Annotated in this window: 2 protein-coding genes; both read right to left on the minus strand. The window is 67.8% G+C overall.

Translation table 11 applies throughout. The features are described from left to right. Window positions 1–61: 61 nt before the first annotated feature. Window positions 62–8,020, minus strand: a complete 7,959-nt coding sequence (gene panJ / locus PCO31010_RS05125) for a pandorabactin non-ribosomal peptide synthetase PanJ (protein WP_150663234.1) — start codon at window positions 8,018–8,020, stop codon at window positions 62–64. Then, window positions 7,998–21,254 carry a non-ribosomal peptide synthetase gene (locus PCO31010_RS05130; protein ID WP_150663235.1) on the minus strand — a complete coding sequence of 4,419 codons (13,257 nt, stop codon included), beginning with the start codon at window positions 21,252–21,254 and terminating at the stop codon, window positions 7,998–8,000. The genes panJ and PCO31010_RS05130 overlap by 23 nt, the downstream gene beginning before the upstream one ends. Window positions 21,255–21,361: the final 107 nt, after the last annotated feature.

Below are 21,361 nucleotides of genomic sequence, written 5' to 3' on the forward strand. Positions count from 1 at the left end.
GATGGCCTTGCGTCGCGCATGACTCGGCAAGCGATCTTGCGCGACGCGAGGCCGTAGCACATCAAGCCGCATCGGCCTCCAGATCGCCGAGCAGATCGTCCAGTGCGTTGCGCGTCTGCGCATCGAGCGCTGCTGGCGCGGCAGCCGCCCACGCGGCGCAGAAGTCCGACAGCACCGGCGTCTCGAACAACTGACGCAACGCCACCGAACGCGCCGACGACGCTTGCAAGCGCGCCACCATCTGCGTGGCCAGCAGCGAGTGGCCGCCCAGTGCGAAGAAGTTGTCGTGACGCCCCACGCGCTCGACGCCGAGTACTGCCTGCCAGACCTGCGCGACGTCCGATTCCACTCCATCCTCCGGCGGAACAAACCGCGCGGCAGCCGCTTGCGGTACAGGCAGAGCACGACGATCGAGCTTGCCGTTCGGGGTGAGCGGCAACGCGTCCAGACGCAGCCACTGGCCCGGCAGCATGAACACCGGCACGCGCGTGGCGAGATGCTCGCGCAGGCGTTCCCAAAGCCCCTCGTCCTCGGCACTGGCGACGACGTACGCCACCAGTTGTTCGTCGGCGCCCTCGCCTCGCACCAGCACGGTGGCATCGCTGACCTCCGCGTGCGCCAGCAACTGCGCCTCGATCTCGCCCGGCTCGATGCGGAAGCCCCGCAGCTTGACCTGCTGATCGCCGCGCCCGAGGTAATCGAGCGTGCCGTCCGGCAGACGTCGCACGCGGTCGCCCGTCTGATACATGCGTGCACCGGCAGGCCCCCACGGATCGGGGACGAAGCGCTCGGCGCTCAACGCCGCACGTCCCAGATAGCCGCGCGCCAACCCGTCGCCACCGACGTACAGATCGCCCGGCACCCCCATCGGCACTTCCGCAAGCGACGCGTCGAGCACGCGCCAGCCGATATCCGGCAACGCCTCGCCAATCGGCGACTGACCGACGCCCGCCTCGGCCGCCTCCGGTGTCACGACGCCATAGCTCACATAGACGGTCGTCTCCGTCGGCCCATACATGTTGATGACGCGGGTTTGCGTGCCGAAGTGCGACCACCACGGCGCGAGTCGGCGCGGTGTAAGCGCTTCGCCCGCCAGCACGATGTGGCGCAGCGTGGTCTGTGAAGCGTCCGGCGGCAGAGCCGCGAGCACCTGATAGAACGCGGACGGTGTCTGACACAGCACCGTCACGCGTTGCTGCTCGATCATCGTCCACAGGGCCTGCGGTTCGCGGCTCGTGTAGTACGGCACGACGACCAGTCGTCCGCCATGCGACAGCGCGCCGAAGATCTCCCACACCGACACGTCGAACGCATACGAGTGGAACATCGTCCAGACGTCATCCGGACCGAAACCGAACCAGTCCTGCGTCGAGTGCAGCAGACGCATCAACTGACGATGCGCGACCTGCACCCCCTTCGGCCTGCCCGTCGAGCCGGACGTGTAAATCACGTACGCCAGTTGGTCGACGTGAATACGCACTTCGGGCGAAGTGGTCGGCAGCGTCGCGTCGCGCGACAGTGCATCGATGCTCACGCTGTCCTTCGGCAGCCACACAGGTGCGCCGAGCGCGGCGTCCGTCACCACGACCTTGATGTCGGCGTCCTGCACCACGTAGCCGAGGCGTTCGTCCGGATATGCGGGGTCGAGCGGCACGTAGGCCGCGCCCGCCTTGAGCACGCCGAGAATCGCGACGATCAGTTCGACGCGACGCGTCAACGCAATACCGACACGGTCCTCAGCCGCCACACCCCGGCGCAGCAGCGCGTGCGCCACACGGTTCGCCTGCGCGTCGAGTTCCGCATAGGTGAGCGAGTGCTCGCCATCGGTGACGGCGATGGCATTCGGTTGCGAGGTCGCGAAAGCGGCAATCGTCCGGTCGACGGTCGTCGTGACATCGAATGTCCGACGTGGTCCGCGCTGCGTCGGCCATGCGGCGTCGGTGTCGTGCAGTACGACGTCCGCAACACGTACAGCATGCAGCACATTCGACGTCTGCGGCGCGCACAACTGCCCCAGCAGGTCGTGCAATTGCGTCCACAAACGCTCCACCGCTCCGTCGTCGAAATGCTGACGGTCGTAGCTCATGCGCACGTCGATGGTCTCGCCCGACGCGATGCCGATCGTGAGCGGGTAGTGCGTGGTCTCCACGTTCACGATGTCGCCGAAGCGCAGCGCCTGCGCGCCTTGTGCCCGCAACGCGCGATCCACCGGATAGTTCTCGAAGACGATCAGCGAGTCGAACAACGCCTGCCCCGGCCAGCCGACCCAGCGCTGAATGTCGTAGAGCGGCGTGCTCTCGGCTTCGCGCAGCGCCAGGTTGTCTTCCTGCAAACGGTGTAGCCAGTCGTCGAGTCCTTCGGAGGGCGACGGCCCCTGCACCACGGGCAGCGTGTTGATGAAGAGCCCCATCATGCGTTCGGCCCCCGGCAGCTCCGCCGGACGACCGGAGACAGTCACGCCGAAGCACACGTCGCGCTTGCCCGTGTAGCGCTGGAGCAGCAGCGTCCACGCGCCTTGCACCAGCGTGTTGACGGTCAGGCGGCGACTGCGCGCGGCGCGCTGCCAGGCCTGTGCGCTCGTCGCATCGACCCGGAAGGTGCGCTCACCGTGGCCTTGCGTCGGGGCCGTCGTGCGCAGCACCGTCTCGTGCAATTGCGTGGGCGATTCGAAGGCGGCCAGCCGCTCGCGCCAGAACGATTCGCCGTCCTGCGGCGCGTGTTCCTCAAGCCACGCGATGTAGTCGCGAAAGCGCGGCGCAGTGCCCGTCACCTCGGGCGTGCCGGACAGATACGCCTGAAGGATCTCGCCGATCAACTGTGCGCTGCTCCAGCCGTCGAGCAACACGTGATGCAGCGTCCAGACCAGTTGCCACGCGTCGTCGTCCACACGCACGAGCGCCACACGCTGCAACGGCGCGACCGCAAGGTCGAAACCCTGTGCGCGTTCCTGCTGCGCCAATTCCGTCAGCACACCCGCGCCCTGCTGGGCCACACGTTCGCGCCAGTCGAGCAGACGCAACGCTTGCGGCACCTCGCGATGCACGAGTTGCAGCGGCGCCGCGCCGTCTCGCCACACGAAGCTCGTGCGCAGGATCGCGTGACGTTTGACGGCGGCCTGCCATGCGGCGGCAAAGGCATCGGCCTGTAACCCTTCGAGACGGATCTGAAGCTGGTTGATATACGACGCGCTGTCCGGCGCAAGACGCGCATGAAACACCATCCCCTGCTGCATGGGGGACAGCGGATAGGCGTCTTCGAGATCGGCGGCGGGCACCGGCAACGCAGCCAGCGCAGCTTCGGTGAGGTCCGCCAGCGGGAAGTCGGCCGCGCTCGTGACCTGTGCGTCGGCACTGGCCGTGACGAGCGTGCCCAGCGCCGCTTGCATGCGCGCAGCCACAGCGGCAATCGTCGCCTCGTGGAAGCGCTTACGCGAGAAGCGCCAGTAAAGACGCAGACAGCCATCGGCAATCGCCCCGTCGACGGACAGCCAGTTGCCCAGCGGTGCGCAGGCGTCGCGGGCAGCCCCTGCGGGCGCATCGCTCGGCGCGAACCTCCCTTCGCCAAAGCCTGCGTCTATGCGGCCGAGGTAGTTGAACGTGATGCGTCCCTGCGGCAACGCGGCCATCGCTTCGCGCACTGCGGCGCTGCCGTGATACCGCAACGCACCGAATCCCAGTCCGGCGCGTGGCACAGCCCGCCACATCCGCTTGAGCGCGAACAGCGTGTCGCGCGGCGATGCCGAGACGTCGACTGCCAGCGGATAGACCGACGTGAACCAGCCAAGCGTGCGGGTCAGATCGAAGACCTCTGTGCCCGGCACATCGTCGCGGCCATGACCTTCGACGCACAAGGCCACGCGCCCTGCTCCGGTCCACTCGCCGACGGCGTGCGCCAGTGCGGCAACGAGCAGTTCGTGGATACGCGCGCGGTCGTTCGCAGCCTCTAGCAACCGGCGGGTGGCGGACACGTCGAGCGCCACGGTGACTTCCGCTGCATCTGCCTGACGGTCGCCCTCTGCGGGCGTGGCGTCGACGGGCAGCGTGTTGTGTGCGCCTTGCAGTGCGTTCGTCCAGAAATTCGCTTCCTGCTCAGCCTCGGACGAAGACGCCCAATCACGCCAGTAGGTCGCCCAAGCGCCGTACGACGTGCGGTTGTCCGCCAGCGCGACGGGTTGCCCCGCTTCACGCTGTGCTAGCGCTCGCTGCAAATCGCCCAGCAACACGCGCCACGACACGCCGTCCACTGCAATGTGATGGCAGACGAGCAGCAGACGCTGACGTCCCCCCGTCAGGTTGACAAGCACCGCGCGCAGCAACGGACCGTTTGCCAGCGACAGACCGCGCTGTGCGCGCTCGGCAGCGGCAAGCGCTTTCGCTTCATCGGCGGCGTCCACGACATCCAGATCGACGAGCGATGTGTCGGACGAAGCACGCCGTTGTTGCCAGCCGTTGCCGCTTTGGACGTAGCGCATTTGCAGGGCTTCGTGATGCGCAGCGACGGCCTGCAACGCCTCGCGCAGTGAGCCGCCATCGAGCGGACGTCCTGCGTCGCGTACCTCCACCTGCACCCACTGATTCCAATGGTCGCGCTGAGGGATCGGTTCGCCGAAGAACCATGACTGGATCGGCAGCAAGGGGATCTCGCGCGCTTCGTCAGCGGCAGTCTGCTCGACGGCACCTGCAATCGTTTGCGCGGGCGTTGCCACAGCAGCCAGTTCCGAGAGCGCCTGATGGCGGAACACGTCGCGCACCGTGATGCGCCAGCCCGCCTCGCGCGCCCGGCTCACCAGTTGCAGCGCGATGATCGAGTCGCCTCCGAGCGAGAAGAAGTTGTCGCCCCGGCCGACTTGCGCCGCCCCGAGCAATTGCGTCCAGATGGCTGCGAGATCCGCTTCGGCCCCCACTCGTGGCGCTTCCGCGCTCGCGCTCTGCCACACCGGCTCCGGTAGCCGCTTGCGGTCGAGCTTGCCGTTGACGAGCTTGGGTAGCGCGTCGAGCACCAGAATCTGTGCAGGCACCAGATACGCGGGCAGACGCGCGGCGAGCGCTTGTCGCAACTGCTCGCCGAAGCTCGCCACGTCGACGCCGTCCGGCGGCGTCGCGCTCACGTGCGCCACGAGTTGCACCCCCGCCGGTCCCTGCGCCGTGCCGACGACAGCTTCGCGCACGCCCCCCTCGGCCAGTAATTGCGCTTCGACTTCGCCCGGTTCGATGCGAAAACCGCGCACCTTGAGTTGCTGATCGCGACGGCCGAGGTACTCCAGCGTGCCGTCGTCCAGCCAACGGACACGGTCGCCGGTGCGATACATGCGCGTGCCCGGCGCGCCCCACGGGTCGGGCACGAACCGCTCGGCGCTCTGGCCGGGACGCGACAGATACCCGCGCGCCACGCCCTCACCGCCGAGATACAGCTCACCCGCCACGCCGACCGGCACCGGCTGCAGACGCTTGTCGAGCACATACGCGCGACGCTCGCCCACGAGCGAGCCGATAGGCGCGTACGGCGTCGGGCTCTGCATGCCTGCATGGACCGTCCAGTTCACGGGCGTCACGACCGTCTCCGTCGGCCCGTAACCGTTGAGCAGCCGCGCCGGTTGCAGCGTGCGCATGACGAGCGCCAGCGTGTCGCGGGACAACGCTTCGCCACCGCACGAGTAGATAAGTCCAGGCGGCACGGCGTCCGGGTGCGCTTCCACCCATTGCGCCACGTGACGCAATAGCGCCGTCGGCAGCCCGGCGTTGGTCACGCGACGGTGCACGATCTGCTCGCAGATTTCCTCCGGCGTCCATTGACGCGGGCCGCGCAGCACCACGCACGCGCCCTGCGACAGCAGCGTCAGCCAGCGCTCATGCGCACCGTCGAACGAGAGCGACGCCACATGCAGTTCGCGGAAGCCCGGTGTCATGCCGAACAGCCCGGCGATGGCACGGCAATGCATCGCAATCGGGCCGTGCGAGACGGCGACGCCCTTCGGCCGCCCCGTCGAGCCGGACGTGAAGATCACATAGGCCAGTTGCGCGGAATGCAGTGCAGGCAGCGCTACCGTCGTAGCGGGTGAATCGGCCGCGGCAATGTCCAGCGCTGTCACGCCCGGCGGCACACGTGTCAGCCCGTCCCCGTCCGTGATCACCAGCGCAATGCCCGCATCGGCGCACAACTCGGCCACGCGCTCGGCGGGATGTTCCACGTCAAGCGGAACATAGGCACCGCCTGCGCGTAGCACCGCGACCATCGCGACGAACACGTTCGTCGAGCGCGGCAACCACACCCCGACACGCGTCTCCGGCGTCAATCCGTTCGTCAACAAGCGCGCCGCCAGCGCGTCCGCGCGACGCAGCAGCTCGCCATACGTCAGCACATCGCCATCGCATTCGACAGCGGTGGCGTCCGGGCGACGCGCTGCGTGATCCGCGATCATGTCCGGTAGCAGGCGCGTATCGTTCGTTGCGACGCCAGCATCGTTCGCGGGGCTACCCCAGCGGCGGATGGCGGCCAACTCGTCTGCATCGGCTAGCGGCAGGTCCTGCAAGGGCGTTGCCGACTGCGCAACGAGCGCGGTGAGCAACGTCTGCCAGTGCGCGCAGATGCGCTGCGCCGTTTGCGACGAGATGACGTCGCAGGCGTAGCCCAGCCCACCGCCGAGCGTGTCGTCCGGCGACTCCACGATTCCCAGGTCCAGGTCGAACTTTGCCTGCGTGGTCTCGCCGTCGAGCACCGTCGCGGTGACGCCCGGCAACTGCAATGCCGACGCCGCATGACGCCGCTGATGATTCACCATCACCTGAAACAACGGGCTATGGCTCAGACTGCGCGCGGGGGCAAGGCGCTCGACCACCTGCTCGAACGGCACGTCCGCATGACGCTGCGCGTCGAGCAGCGTGTCGCGCACCTGCGCGAGCAATGCGTCGAAGCCCGCCGACAAATCGACGCGCGCACGCACGACCACGGTGTTGACGAAACACCCCACCACACGCTCCAGCGCGGTGCGGCTGCGATGACTCACCGGCACACCGACACGCACATCGACGGTGGAGGCATCCGTATCGTCATCGCTCTGGCCTACGGCGTAGCGGGCCAGCAGCGCTTGAAAGGACGCTAGCAAGACGGCAAACGGCGTGGTGCGGGCGTCACGCGCCAGGGCGCGAACGCGCTCCGCCAGCGGTGTTGGCAGCGTGAACGCTACGCGTCCGCCTTCGGCATCGCGCTGCGCCGGGCGGTGACGGTCGAGCGGTAACGCCAGCAAATCGTCGGCATTAGCGAGCTGCGTCGCCCAGTAATCCAGTTGCCCGGTCAGCGCTTCGCCGCCCAGCCGCAATCTTTGCCAGATGGCGTAATCGCCGTAGGTCGGGCCGGTCGCCTGCGTCGCGGGCGTCCGTCCGTTGCGCACGATGGCGTAGTCACGGGCGATCTCGCCGATAAGCACGTCGAGCGAGCCACCGTCGGAGATCAGGTGATGCATCGTCAGCACCAACACATGACGCGTCGGCGTCACGCGCAGCAACGTCGTGCGCACGAGCGGGCCGAGCGTCAGATCGAAGGCACGGCGACTGACGTCCGCCACCGCGTTGCGAACGTCGGCCTCAGTGGCCCCGGCGGCCAGCGGTACGATGTCCAGCGGAACATCGACGCGCGCATGCGCTTGCTGCATGAGCTTGCCGTCCGCCACGTCGAACGTCGTGCGCAGCGCGGCGTGACGTGCCACGGCAGCGGCGAAGGCTTGCGCCAGCGCCGCCGTATCCAGATCGCCATCGAGCTGTACCGCGCCGGTGATGTGATAAGTGTCGTGGCGCTCATCCAGTTGCAGCAGCGTCCACATGCGCTGCTGCGCGAACGAGGCGACGGCGCGCTCGACGTCCTGCCCCTCCGTGCGGGACACCCAGCCGTCGAGCGGCAAGTGCTCGCGCACATCGACGCCCTTGCGTTCGAGCAGCGCGATCATCGCCTGCCGTTGCGCCGGAGCCAGACGGGCGAGCGTCGTTTGAATGTCGTCTTTCGTATCAGCCATGCTTAGTTTGCCCATGAGTAGCCTCCGGCCCGAGCAGCGCTTGCAGTGCTTCGGGGGAAAGGGATTCCATTTCGCGCAGGGCGGCTTGCAGGTCGTCTTCGGCGACCGCCGGGCTGGCGGGTGATGCTCCGGTCATCGCGTCGAGGGCTTCCGCCAGTGCCGTCAGACGGCTCGCTTCGAAGAGCGTGCGCAGCGGTACGTCGAGCGACAACGCATCGCGCAACCGTGACGCCACCTGCGTTGCCAGCAACGAGTGACCTCCCAGCGCGAAGAAGTCGTCGTGACGCCCCACGCGCGGCACGCCCAGCACGTCCTGCCATATCGAAGCGATGCGCGCTTCGATGCCGTCGCGCGGCGCTTCGAACTGCACCGCTGCGGCGGCTTCGGGCACCGGCAACGCACGCCGGTCGAGCTTGCCGTTCGGGGTGAGCGGCAAGGCATCCAGACGCAACCACTGGCCCGGCACCATGTAAGCCGGTAGTTCGCTGCTCAGATGGGTGCGCAGACGCGACCACAGCGCGGCGGTATCGACGTCGGCGGCGCGGTCCGGCGGCGACACCACGTACGCCACCAGCTGCTCGCCCGCACCGTCGTCCCGCACCAGGACGGCCGCGTCCGTCACGCCTTCATGACGCAGCAGCTGCGACTCGATTTCGCCCAACTCGATGCGGAAGCCGCGCAGCTTGACCTGTGCGTCGCCCCGACCGAGGTAGTCGAGCGTGCCGTCCGCCAGCCGACGCGCCCGGTCACCGCTGCGATACATACGCTCGCCCGGTGCGCCCTTCGGGTCCGGCACAAAGCGCTCGGCCGTGAGGCCTGCCTGTCCCAGATACCCACGCGCCAGCCCTTCGCCGCATACGTACAGATCGCCCGCAACACCCGGTGGCACCTCGTTAAGACCCGCGTCCAGCACACGCCAGTCGAGGTCGGCAATCGGCTCGCCGATGGGTGAACCCGCTGTGTCGTCCCGATGCAGCACGTGCTGACTGACGTGCACCGTCGTCTCCGTGATGCCGTACATATTGGTCAGACGCGTCGTTTCACCAAAGCGCTGCCACCACGCGGCGAGTCTTGCGGGCGTGAGCGCTTCACCGCCGAAGACGATGTGGCGCAGCGTCGTCGACGTCGCGTCCGACGGCATCGCGCCGAGCCATTGATAGAACGCCGAGGGCGTCTGGTTGAGCACCGTCACACCTTCGCGGGCAACGAGCGTCCACATCGCGACCGGATCGCGCGCCGTGTCCTGCGACACGACCACGAGCCGCGCGCCATGCGCGAGCGCTCCGAAGATTTCCCAGACCGAGAAGTCGAAGGCGTACGAATGGAACATCGTCCAGACGTCGGCCGCGTCGAAGGCGAAGTCCTGCGACGTGCCTGTGAGCAATCGCATCAGGTTGCGATGCGTCAGTTGCGCGCCCTTCGGACGCCCCGTCGATCCGGACGTGTAGATCACGTAAGCCAGTTGATCGACGTGGACGTCGCGCGCCGGGGCGTGATCCGGCAGCGAGGCGTCGGCGAGCATCGATTCAACGGTCATCGCCTCGTCCGGCAGCCACGACGCCCCGGCCAGCGACGCCTGCGTGATCGCGTGTGTCACCCCGGCGTCTTCCACCATATAGCTCAGACGCTCGACCGGATACGCCGGATCGAGCGGCACATACGCCGCGCCTGCCTTGAGAATACCGAGCATGGCGACGATCAGGTCCGTGCTGCGCGACATGGCCAGCCCGACACGCGCCTCGGGCGCGACGCCCGCCCGAATGAGCGCATGCGCGATGCGGTTCGCGCGGGTGACGAGGTCGCTGTATGAGACGCGACTGTTTGCGTCGCACACGGCAATCGCGTCACTCCGGACTGCGGCCTGCGCGTCGATCACGGCATGCACGGGCAGCGGCACGGCAACGCTCACCCGCGTACGGCCTTTACCGTTGCCCTGACTCGCCGCGTCGCCAGTCGTCATCGCAAGCCGCGCGACGGGCGTCGTGGCCTGCGTCATGGCGACATCCAGCAGCGTCAGCCATTGCTCGCCGAGGCGGCGCACTGTCGGCGCGTCGAACACGTCGCAGGCGTACGTCAGCCAGCCGCGCAGTGCGCCCGCTTCGTCCTCCTCCGTATCGAGCGCGAGGTCGACCTGCGCATGATGTGCACGGCGCTCGATGGCCTGCATCGTCACACCGGCCAGATCGCTCAGCGGCGCGAAGGCGCGCTTCTGGTGATTGATGGACACCTGGAACAACGGGTGCCGCGACACGCTACGCACAGGTGCGAGGTGTTCCACCAGCCGTTCGAACGGGACGTCGGCATGCTGTTGCGCCCCCAGCAGTTGGTCTCGCACCTGCGTGACGAGCGTGGCAAACGTCGTTGGCGATTCGATCTGCGAGCGCAATACCTGTGTGTTGACGAAGAAGCCCACGACCGGCTCGACGGCTTCGTGCGCGCGCCCGGCCACGGGCATTCCCGTACGCACATCGCCCTCGCCGGTGACGCGATGCATGAGCAGATGGAAGGCAGCGGCCATGACCATGAAACGGGTAACGCCGTGCTCACGCGCAAAACGGTCGAGTCGCGCGGGCAAGCCCGGCGGCATCGTGAGGTCGATGCTGGCCCCCGCGCCGTCACGAACGACAGGGCGTGCGCGGTCGAACGGCAAGGCCAGTTCAGGATGCGTCGTGCCAAGCTGCTGACGCCAGTAGGCGAGCTGCGCGGCTTGCGCGGGACCAGCCAGTTGTTCGCGCTGCCACACGGCGTAATCGCCGTAGCGCAGCGGTGAAGTCGTCGCGCCGCGCATCGGCTGAGTGCCGCTCGCATGGGCACGATAGGCACGCGCCAGATCCGCAACCAGCAGGTTCATCGACCAGCCGTCCGAGATCAGGTGATGCATGACCAGCATCAGCACGTGCGACTGGTCGCTCAGTTGCGTGAGATGGACACGCCAGAGCGGTCCGTCGGCCAGATCGAACGGTTCGAGCGTCAGCGCCTCAAGGCGCGCTTGCACAGCCGCGTTGGCAGCGTCTCCGGACGTCCCCGGTGCAACGGCGTCGCGCGCGAATGCGACCGGTAGCGCGGCATGGACGCGTTGCTCCGGTGCGCCACCCTCGGCGGCATTGACAGCAATGGTCGTGCGCAACACGTCGTGCCAGTCCGACAGCGTCTGCAAGGCGCGCTCAAGCGCATCGGCTTGCAACGGTCCATCCAGACGCAACGCACCGGCGATGTGATACGCCCCGGCGCGCGGTGCCATCTGCGTCTCCAACCACACGCGCATCTGCGACGACGACAGCGGGAACGTACTGCGGTGTTCGTCGCCACGCGTCGGCCCGTTGACGGCCGGTGGCGTTTGCGCGGACTTCGCTTCGGCAGGCGCTGCCAGCGTCGCCAGTTGCGCCACGGTCGGATGCGATGCCAGATGCTGCGGCCCGACCTTGATGCCACGCTTACGCAATCGCGCGATCACCTGCAACGCGAGGATCGAGTCGCCGCCGATGTCGAAGAACGCATCGTGACGGCCGACCTGCTCGCGCTTGAGCACCTGACACCAGATGGCTGCGATGTCGGCTTCCGCGCCGTCTTGCGGCAATTCCACCGACGCCGTGTTCGCACTTTCCTTCGTGGCGTCGACGCTGTCGGTCAGCGCCAGTAAGGCGCGACGATCCACCTTCCCGTTTGCGGTCAGCGGCAGTTTTTCGACGCCGTCGAGGCGCGCGGGCACCCAGGCGGACGGCAGCGCCTCGGCCAACGCGGTGCGTACGGCATCGACCGTCGCCTCGCCCGTGAAGACGCCATGCAACCATGCGCCACCCGGCCCGTCGTGACGGGCAACGACCACGGCATCGATCACGCCGGACACGCGACGCATCGCCTGCGCCACTTCCGCCGGTTCCACGCGATAGCCGCGAATCTTGACCTGATCGTCCACGCGGCCGAGGTAGACGACGGCACCGTCGGCGCGCTGCACCGCCCGGTCGCCGGTGCGATACAGACGTGCGCCCGCGCGCCACGGATCCGGCACGAAACGCTCGGCTGTCTGCGCGGGTGCGCCGAGATACCCCCGGGCCAACCCTGCGCCGCCCAGATAGAGCTCACCGGCCACACCCGACGGCAACGGGTTCAGGTCCGCATCGAGGATATGCGCGTGCAGGTTCGTCAGCGGACGACCGACGGGCACAGGCACCTCCGCAACGTCGCCGACCGCATGCGTCAACGCCCCGACAGTCGTCTCCGTCGGTCCGTAATGGTTGAGAACAGCCAGTCCCGGACTCGCCGCGCGGATCTGTGCGACGAACGACGGATCGAGCGATTCCCCGCCTGTCACCAGCACCGCGCGCGGCAGCACCGCCGCGCCCGCCGCGTCGAATAGGCCCTTCAGGTGACCCGGCACGATCTTGAGCACATCGATCGGACGCGCGGCGCACCACTCGGCGAAGCGCTGCGCATCGAATGCGCACGCTTGCGGCACGAGATACAGCGGGCGGCCGAGCGCCAGTGCGCCGAACAACGTCGTGTGGCCGAGATCGGCGGCGACGGTCGACGCCATCGCGAATCCGCCCATCTCACCTGCCGTATCAAGACCGCGCGCACGCAAGCGCGCCGCCACTGCGTGCACGTAGTTGTGCAGCGCCCCGCGACTGACGACGACGCCCTTCGGCTCGCCCGTCGACCCCGAGGTATAGATGACGTAAGCCGCCTGCGCCGGATGCACGCGGACCGGTGTCGGCGCTTTCGTGTTAACGCTCGCGTCCGCGATGTCGCGCCAGCGAATCAGAGAGGCGTGCGTTATCGCCGGTGTCTGATCGTCGACGATCACCGCCTTCGCACCACTGGCGCTCACCAGCTTTTCCAGACGCGCCGCCGGTTGCGCGGGGTCGAGCGGCACGTACGCTGCACCGGCCTTCCACACGCCCAGAATCGCGCCAACCAGCGCTGCGCCGCGTGGCAGACAGATGGCGACACGATCCTCCAGGCCGATCCCCTGCGCCTGCAAGGTTGCCGCCAGACGATTCGCGAGCGCGTCGAGTTCGTCTCGGCGATAAGTCGCGTCCTCGCCTTCGGCGGCCAGCGCCGCACCGTCACGGGCGGCATGCGCGTGCCAGTCGTCAAGCAAGTCCTGCGAGGACCAAATGACGTTCTCGGCAGCCTGTGGCACGACGTTCGTCAGTCCAATCTGTCCCAATGGCGTAGTCGACGTGCCAAGGCTGTCCGCCACCGCGCCCAACAACGCCACAAACTGCTCGCCGAGGGCCTGCACGGCGGCGGCGTCGAAGCGCTCGCGTGCGAACGCCAGCACCAGACGCAAACCATCGTGCTGCTCGACAATCAGCGACAGCGGATAGTTGTTGCGCGCCTGCGTGCGGCGCTCCAGCAGCGACAGCCGCAGACCGTCGTCGCGCTGACCGAGCAACGCGGCATCGAGCGGATAGTTTTCAAAGACGACAATGCTCTCGAACAGTGCACCGTCCGCGCTTTCGCCGTCGCGCTCATTGTCCCGCTGCGCCTCGCGCGTGATGGCGGACAGCGCCACATGCTCATGCTCACGCGACTGCGCCGTTTGCGTCTGAAGATCGCGCAGCCAGTCGGCGACCGGACGACGCGCGTCGAGCGTGGCCCGCACCGGCAGCGTGTTGATGAACAGACCCGCCATGCGTTCGATGCCCGGCACGGCAGCAGAGCGGCCCGATGCCGTCACGCCGAACACCACGTCGCGCAATCCGGCATGACGCGCCAGCAACAGCGCCCATGCGCCCTGACACAGCGTGCCCGGCGTCACGCCAGCGCGACGAGCGGCGTCGCACCACGCCTGCCATTGCGCAGGGGCGAGCGTCCATGCAGTTTCGCCATGCCCCGTCGCCTCAGCGGCCGTACGCGCCTGACGCGCAGCCGGAAGCGGCGTCGGCGCACTCACGCCGCCCAGCAGATGCCGCCAATGCGCGAGCGATGCGGTGGCGTCCAATTCACGTTGCCACACCGCAAACTCAGCGAACGACGGCGCGGCCTGCGCCTCGCCATCCGTCGACACCCCGCCCTTTGCCAGTGCGGCATAGCGCGACATCACGTCGCTCAGAATCAGGCCGGTGCTCCAGCCGTCGAGCGTAACGTGGTGACTGCTCCACAGCAGCCACCAACGCGACTCGCCCACGCGAATCAACGCCAGACGTGGACGATGCGCCTGCACGAACGAGAAACCGGCGGCGCGTTCGGCCGCGAAACGAGCGTCCAGACGCCCGTGTTGTTCCGTCTCGCTCAACTTGCGCCAGTCCTCCTGCGGCAGCAAGTCGACAGCCGTGGCCACTGTCTCGGGGCCATGCACCAGCAGCAGCGGCAGCTCACCGACGTCGCTCACATAGGCCGTGCGCAACGCCGCATGACGCACGACCGCCTCGCGCCATGCCTGCGCAAAGGCATTCGTGTCGAGTGCGCCGTCGATCACGAAGCCCTTCTGGTAGAAGTACGGATCGGCGGTGCCCTGCTGCTGCGAGTAAAACAGCAGGCCTTGCTGCATCGATGTCGCGGGCACGACGGCCTCGATCTGCTGCATCGACGCGGGCAATGCCGCGAGTTGTTCACGCGTGAGGCCCGCGCACGGGAAATCTTCGGCGATGACCGGTTCGTGACCCGGCAACGTCTGCGCCAGTGCACGCAGCGTCGCACCGATCTCGTCGACGAGCGCCTGAACGTCGTCGCCTTCGAGACGCGTACGGTCGTAGCGGCAAACGAGCCGCAGCGTGTCGCCGCGCTGCCAGACGTCGAGCGTCAGCCAGTTTGGCGGCGCAGCGTCGGGCTCGTGCGACAGCCCCCCGTCGACGACGCCGTCCGCGTCGGTGCGTCCGAGGAAGTTGACCGTGACGTGGCCTGCGGGCAGCGCGTCGAGCGTCTGACGGGCATGCGGCGTGCCGAGATAACGCAGCGCGGCGTAGCTTGCGCCGTCGTGCGGCACGCGCCGCCAGGCTTCGCGCGCGGCGGCCAGTGTGACTTCAGGCGTGCCACCTACCGGAATGGCGAGCGGCCACGCCGCCGTGAACCAGCCGAGCGTGCGCGACAGGTCGCCCTGGCCTTCGCCGCCACGTCCATGACCTTCGACGTGGACGACATAACGCTGCGCCCCGGCACGCTGGCCCAGCGTGTGCGCAACGGCGGCACTCAGCGCTTCATGCATCCGCACACGACGCAGTTGCGTAAGCGGCACGGCGATGTCCGCGGGCCATGCGTGTTCGATCTCACCCGTCCCCGCCGTTGCGTTCGTCGGCTTGGCAACGTCCACCGAATCCACGGCACCGGCCAGCGCCTGCTGCCAGACCTCCAGCGCGGCCGATGCGGCGTCGCTTTTGGTCCAGTCATGCCATCGCTGCGCCCACGCGCGCATCGATTCGCCCACGGCGGGCAATGCCCGCCCCTGCGCCGTATTCCCGAGCGCCGTTTGCAAATCGTCCAGCAGGATGCGCCACGACACGCCGTCGATCACCAGATGGTGCGCGACGAGGAAACAGCGCAACTCGCCTGCCTCCGTGCGTACCAGCAGCGCACGCAACAGCGGGCCGTCGGCCAGCGACAGACTCCGTTGGGCCTGAGCAAGGGCATCAGCCAGTTGCGCGTCGTCGCACATCGCCGCGTGCCAGAGCAGATCGTCGGCGGCATGCGGCGCGACGTAACGTGCCTGCCATTGGCCGTCATGCTCGGTAAAGCGAAGCCGAAGCGCATCGTGATGCTTCACGACGGTGGCCAGCGCTTCACGAAGGGCCGTCATGTCCGTGCCTTCGGGCAACGTCGCTTCGACCCACTGGTTCCAGTGATCGCGGCGCGCAATGGGCTGACGGAAGAACCACGCCTGCACGGGCGTGAGCGGCACATCTCCTTCGAGCGGTTCGGGCGCGCGCGTCGCGCCGTCCCCTTCACCGACCGCCCGCGCTTGTGCTGCGAGACGCGCGAGCGTCTGGTGACGGAAAACGTCTTGCGCGCCGACTTGCCAGCCCGCCTGACGTGCGCGTCCGACCATCTGCAACGCGACGATGGAATCGCCGCCCAGCGCGAAGAAGTTGTCGTCGCGGCTCACCGACGGCACGCGTAGCAGATCCTGCCAGACGGCCGCCAGCGCACACTCCGCCTCGCCCTGCGGTGCCTGTCCGCCAGCACTGCCCCAGACCGGCGCAGGCAACGCCGCCCGGTCGCGTTTGCCGTTGGGCAGCTTCGGCAGCGTATCCAGCACGATCACGAGCGACGGCACCAGATAGTCCGGCAGACGACGCGACAGCGCCACGCGCAACGCTTCGCCATCGAGTCCCTTGCCTGCGACGTATGCCACCAATTGATCGCCCGCAGGCCCGGCTGCCACAACCGCCAGTGCATCGTCGACGCCCGGCTCGCGCAGCAATTGCGTCTCGACTTCGCCCGGTTCGATGCGGAAACCGCGCACCTTCACCTGCTGATCGAAACGGCCGAGGTAGACGAGCGTGCCGTCGGCCAGTCGCCGCACCCGGTCGCCCGTGCGATACATGCGCGCGCCCGGCTCGCCGCGCGGGTCCGGTACGAAGCGCTCAGCCGTGAGCGCTGCGCGTCCGAGATATCCGCGCGCCACGCCCTCCCCACCGAGGTACAGTTCGCCCACCGCGCCGAGCGGCACTTCGCCGAGCCACGGATCGAGCACCCACGCGCGGCGGCGCCCCACCGGCTCGCCGATCGGCGCATACGCCTGACCCGCGATCTGCGCAGCCGGTTGCGCATCCAGCGCCCCGTCGATGGACCAGGCGACCGGTGTCATCACGGTCTCGGTCGGACCATAACCGTTGATCGTCTGCGCCGGACAGAACATCGCCTGCGCCGCGCGCAGCGCGGGCCACGTCATCGCTTCGCCACCGAACGACAGCAAACGCAGCGCCGGCGCGCCCGTCGCCCCGCTCGTGGCGAGACGGCACAGATAGGCCGTCGGGAAACCGGCATTCGTCACGCCATGACGACGCATCGCATCGACCATCGTCTGCGGTGCCCAGTGACGTTCGTCCGCGATGAACAACGACGCGCCGCAGATCATCGGCGTCATCCACCGTTCGTGTGCGCCGTCGAAATTGATCGAGAGCACATGCAGCTCGCAGACCTCGGGCGTGAGGCGGTATTGCGCGCCGGTCGCCACGCAGTGCATGGCGAGCGGACCGTGCGCCACCGCCACGCCTTTCGGCGCGCCGGTCGAGCCGGACGTATAAATCAGGTAAGCCAGTTGATCGGGATGCAGCGAGACCGCTGGCGGATGTTCCGGCAGCGAAGCATCCGCCATGAGATCGGCAACCACGGCGCGACGCGCGGGGAGCCACGACGCCTCGGCCATCGAGGCTTCCGTGAGCGCCAGCGAAATGCCCGCGTCATCGATGATCTGCGCCAGCCGCTCAGCCGGGTAAGACGGATCGAGCGGCACGAATGCGCACCCGGCCTTCATGATGCCAAGTAGCCCCGCAATCATGCCCGTCTGACGCGACATCGCCAGTCCGATGCGCGCTTCCGGCGCAACACCCTGTGCCAGCAGCCAATGCGCAATGCGGTTCGCCCCGCGCACGAATTCGGCGTACGTGAGCGTGCCCGCCTCATCCCGCAACGCAATGGCGGACGGTTGTTGCTGTGCCTGCACGTCGATCAGCGAGGGGATGCTTTGAAACGTCGACAGGGCTTCCGCAAGCGCAATGCGATGCCCGCCCTCCAATGCGCTTTCAAAGGCGACGTCGAGCGACGCCAACGGTTGCGTCGGGAGCGCGAGCAGCGTCGCCAGCCCGGCGCACCAGTCCGCACCAAGGCGCTCGATGGTCGGTGCGTCGAACAGATCCGTCGGGAAAGTGAGGCGGGCGCGCAGCGTCACGCCGTCGAGCGGATCTGCGCCGTTGCCAATCGTCGCCTCGTGAAGCTCGTCGATGTCGAGCGCAAGGTCGTACTGCGCACCGCCAGTCAGCGGCTGTGCGACCACATTCAGGCCCGCAGGCCAGCCCGTCGCGGCGCGCGATGCGGCAGCGTTCGCCACATGATGGTTCAACATCACCTGAAACAGCGGCGATTGTCCGAGGCTGCGCTGCGGTGCGATGCGCTCCACCACACGCTCGAACGGGGCTTCGCGGTGCGCCTGCGCGTCCAACGCCCCATCACGCACCTGCGTCAACAGCCCGTCGAAGTCGGCCGCCGGATCGATCTGTGCGCGCCACACCTGCGTGTTGACGAGACAGCCGAGCATGCGCTCCAGCCCGGCCACGTCACGCTGCGCGATCGGCACGCCCACGCGGATATCCGTCTCGCCCGCGTAACGGTGCAGCAGCCATTGGAACGACGCGGCCAGCACGATGAACGGCGTCGCCTTACGTTGTGCGGCGAAGGTCAGCACGTCACGCGTGAGACCCGCCGGGAATTCGAACGCGAGCGTCTGCCCCGCGCCGCTGCGCAACGCGCCACGCGCGCGGTCGACCGGCAACGCGAGCACCGGCGACGGTTCCGGCAAACGCGCCTGCCACCAGTCGAGCTGACGGCCGAGCGCCTCGCCATCCACGCGGGCATGCTGCCAATGGGCATGATCGCCGGGCTGGACTGGCACTGGAGCCAGTACAGGCGTTTCGCCGTTGGAGAATCCGCTGTAGGCTCGGGCCAGTTCGTCGACCAGCAGGGTCATCGACCACGCGTCCGTCAACAGATGGTGCAGGACGAAGACAATTCGATGCGTCTCGTCCGACATACGGATCGACGCAGCGCGCCACGGCGCGGAGGTGTCCAGGGCAAACGGCTGTGCGAGCAACGCATCGGTCAGACGGGACGCTGCGGCATCGGGGTTCGCATCGCCCGACACATCGTGGTTGACGAGCGGGACATCGGCCTTCGCATGCACGATCTGGACGGCAACGCCGTCGCGCTCGTCGAACGTCGTGCGCAAAGCATCGTGACGGCCCGTGATCACTTCGAGCGCGCGAAAGAAAGCGTTCGCGTCGAAGCGTCCCTTCACGAGCAACTGCCCACCGACGTGATACGCCGCGCTGTTCGCCGGATCGAGACGATGAACGAACCACAACCGGGACTGCGCAAACGACTGACGGAAAACGCGGGCGTCCGGCGTTTGTGCGAGCGGTGTCGCGGGCGGAATTTGCTGTCCGGCGTCGATAGCTTGCACGCCCGAGACAGGCGTGAGCTTCGCCAGTTCTCGCACCCACTCGCCCAGCCGCGCATGTTCGTACAGTGAGGCGGGCGTCGCCTTCACGCCGAGACGCTCATGCACGCGCGCCAGCACCTGCATGGCGAGCAACGAACTGCCACCGCACAGGAAGAAATGATCGTCGGCACGGACCTGCTCTCGCCCCAGCACTTCGCGCCAGATCTGTGCGACGGCATCGAACGTGGCGTCGGATGTCACGCCCTGCGTCGGCGCCTTGCCGGGTTTGTCGTTCGATGACGCCTTTTGCACGTCGTCCCCGACAATCGCACCGTTCTGCCAGGTCGCCCACGCATCGAGCGAGCCGTCTCGCCAGCCCTTCGCACAGGCACTGCGCTGCAACTTGCCGCTTGACGTCTTGGGCAACGCGCCCGGATTGAGCAGCACCACGACCGACGCGGCTTGCTGGCAGACGTCGGAAACCGCGACGGCGATCACTTCGGCGAGCGTCTGCGGCGGCACCATCTTCTGCACGCCGCGACCGACTTCCGCCGCAATGCCGATACCCGGCTCGCCATCGATATCGACGGCAAACGCCGTGACGCGGCCCTTGCGCACGAGTTCGACGTCGGCCTCGACCGCTTTTTCCAGATCCTGCGGGTACAGGTTATGGCCGCGCACGATGATGACGTCTTTGCAGCGGCCCGTGATGTACAACTGGTCGTCGTGCACGAAGCCGAGGTCGCCCGTGCGCAGCCAGCGCTTACCGTCCGCCTGCACGAACGTCCGTGCGCTCGCTTCCTCGTTGTGCCAGTAGCCTTGCGCCACGCTCGGCCCGCTTACCCATATCTCGCCCACGCCGCCCGCTGCAACCGCCGACGGTGCGACGTCAGGCGAATCGTTCCACGTCATCAGGCGCACTTCGTGATCGAGTGGCGTGGTGCCGCACCCGACCAGCATCGCGCTGTCGTCACTGTGATCGCCCGAGGCTTCCGCCCGTTGCCGCGCTAGTGCGTTGCGGTCGAAGCCGGTCGCCGTCATACCGTCGCCCCGCTGCCCGCCGGTGACGAACAGCGTCGCCTCGGCCAGTCCGTAGCAGGGATAGACCGCCTTCGGATCGAAACCCGCAGGCGCGAACGCTTCGCAGAAATCGACCAGCGTGTCGTGACGCACCGGCTCCGAGCCGGAGAACGCGAGCCGCCAGCCACTCAGGTTCAGCACGCCGATGGTGGCCGCATCGATGCGCTGCGCGCACAGGCGATAGGCGAAATCGGGGCCGCCGCTGACAGTGCCGCCGAACTTGTCGATGGCGCGCAACCACCGCACCGGCCGCTCCAGAAAGAACTGCGGCGACATCAGCACGAGACGCGCCCCACGATAAATCGGCGAAAGCAGCCCGCCGATCAGTCCCATGTCGTGATACAGCGGCAACCAGCTCACCATGGTGTCGTCGCGCGTCATGCCCAGCCCGGCAACGATGGCGGCTTCGTTGGCCATCAGATTCGCATGGCTGACCATCACACCCTTCGGCGTGGACGTCGAACCCGACGTGTATTGCAGGAATGCCAGATCGCCCGGGGCGACGGTCGTCTCCTGCCACTCGGCCGCGAGCGCGTCGTCGATCTCATCGATCACCACGATCTCCACACCGCGTAATTCCGGCACGGCGTCGCCGAACGCGAGCATGGCATCGCGATGCTGACGGTCGGTCAGCACGAAGCGTGCACGCGCGTCGTGCAGGATCGAGCGCACGCGCGCCAGATGCTGCGGACGCGCCGACTCCGGTGGAAACGCCGGCACGGCAATGGCCCCCGCGTACAGGCAGCCGAAGAAGCCCGCTACGTAATCCAGTCCCGTCGGCATGAGCAGCAATCCGCGCTCGCCGTACGCACCGTCTTTCCCACTCGCGGCGAGGCGTTGCAGCGTGGCCGCCACCGCACGGGCGCGCGTATCGAGCCCGGCACAGGTCAGGGCCTGACCGTCGCCCTCGTCGCTGGACACGGCGCGCAGCGCTTCGCGATCCGGCTCAAGCCGGGCACGGGCGCGCAGAAGATCGACGATGTGTTCGATAGGAGCGCCGGGCGCTCCCTGAGAGGGCGCCGTCGATAAGACAGGGCCGAAGGGGACGGGCAAGCGGAGAGCGTCGTTCATGACGGTAGCGACTCACGAAGCAGGAACGGAATCAAAGACTGGCGCGTGGCGGCCGACGGGGTCGCCGGGCCGCGACACGCGGTAAATGACGGAGAGAAGATGTTTCG

The organism is Pandoraea commovens (genome assembly GCF_902459615.1).
GTDB lineage: Bacteria > Pseudomonadota > Gammaproteobacteria > Burkholderiales > Burkholderiaceae > Pandoraea > Pandoraea commovens.

Bases quoted from the DNA above. Each gene is read 5' to 3' on its own strand.
- panJ (WP_150663234.1), bottom strand. From the start codon at position 8,020: ATGGGCAAACTAAGCATGGCTGATACGAAAGACGACATTCAAACGACG.
- PCO31010_RS05130 (WP_150663235.1), bottom strand. From the start codon at position 21,254: ATGAACGACGCTCTCCGCTTGCCCGTCCCCTTCGGCCCTGTCTTATCG.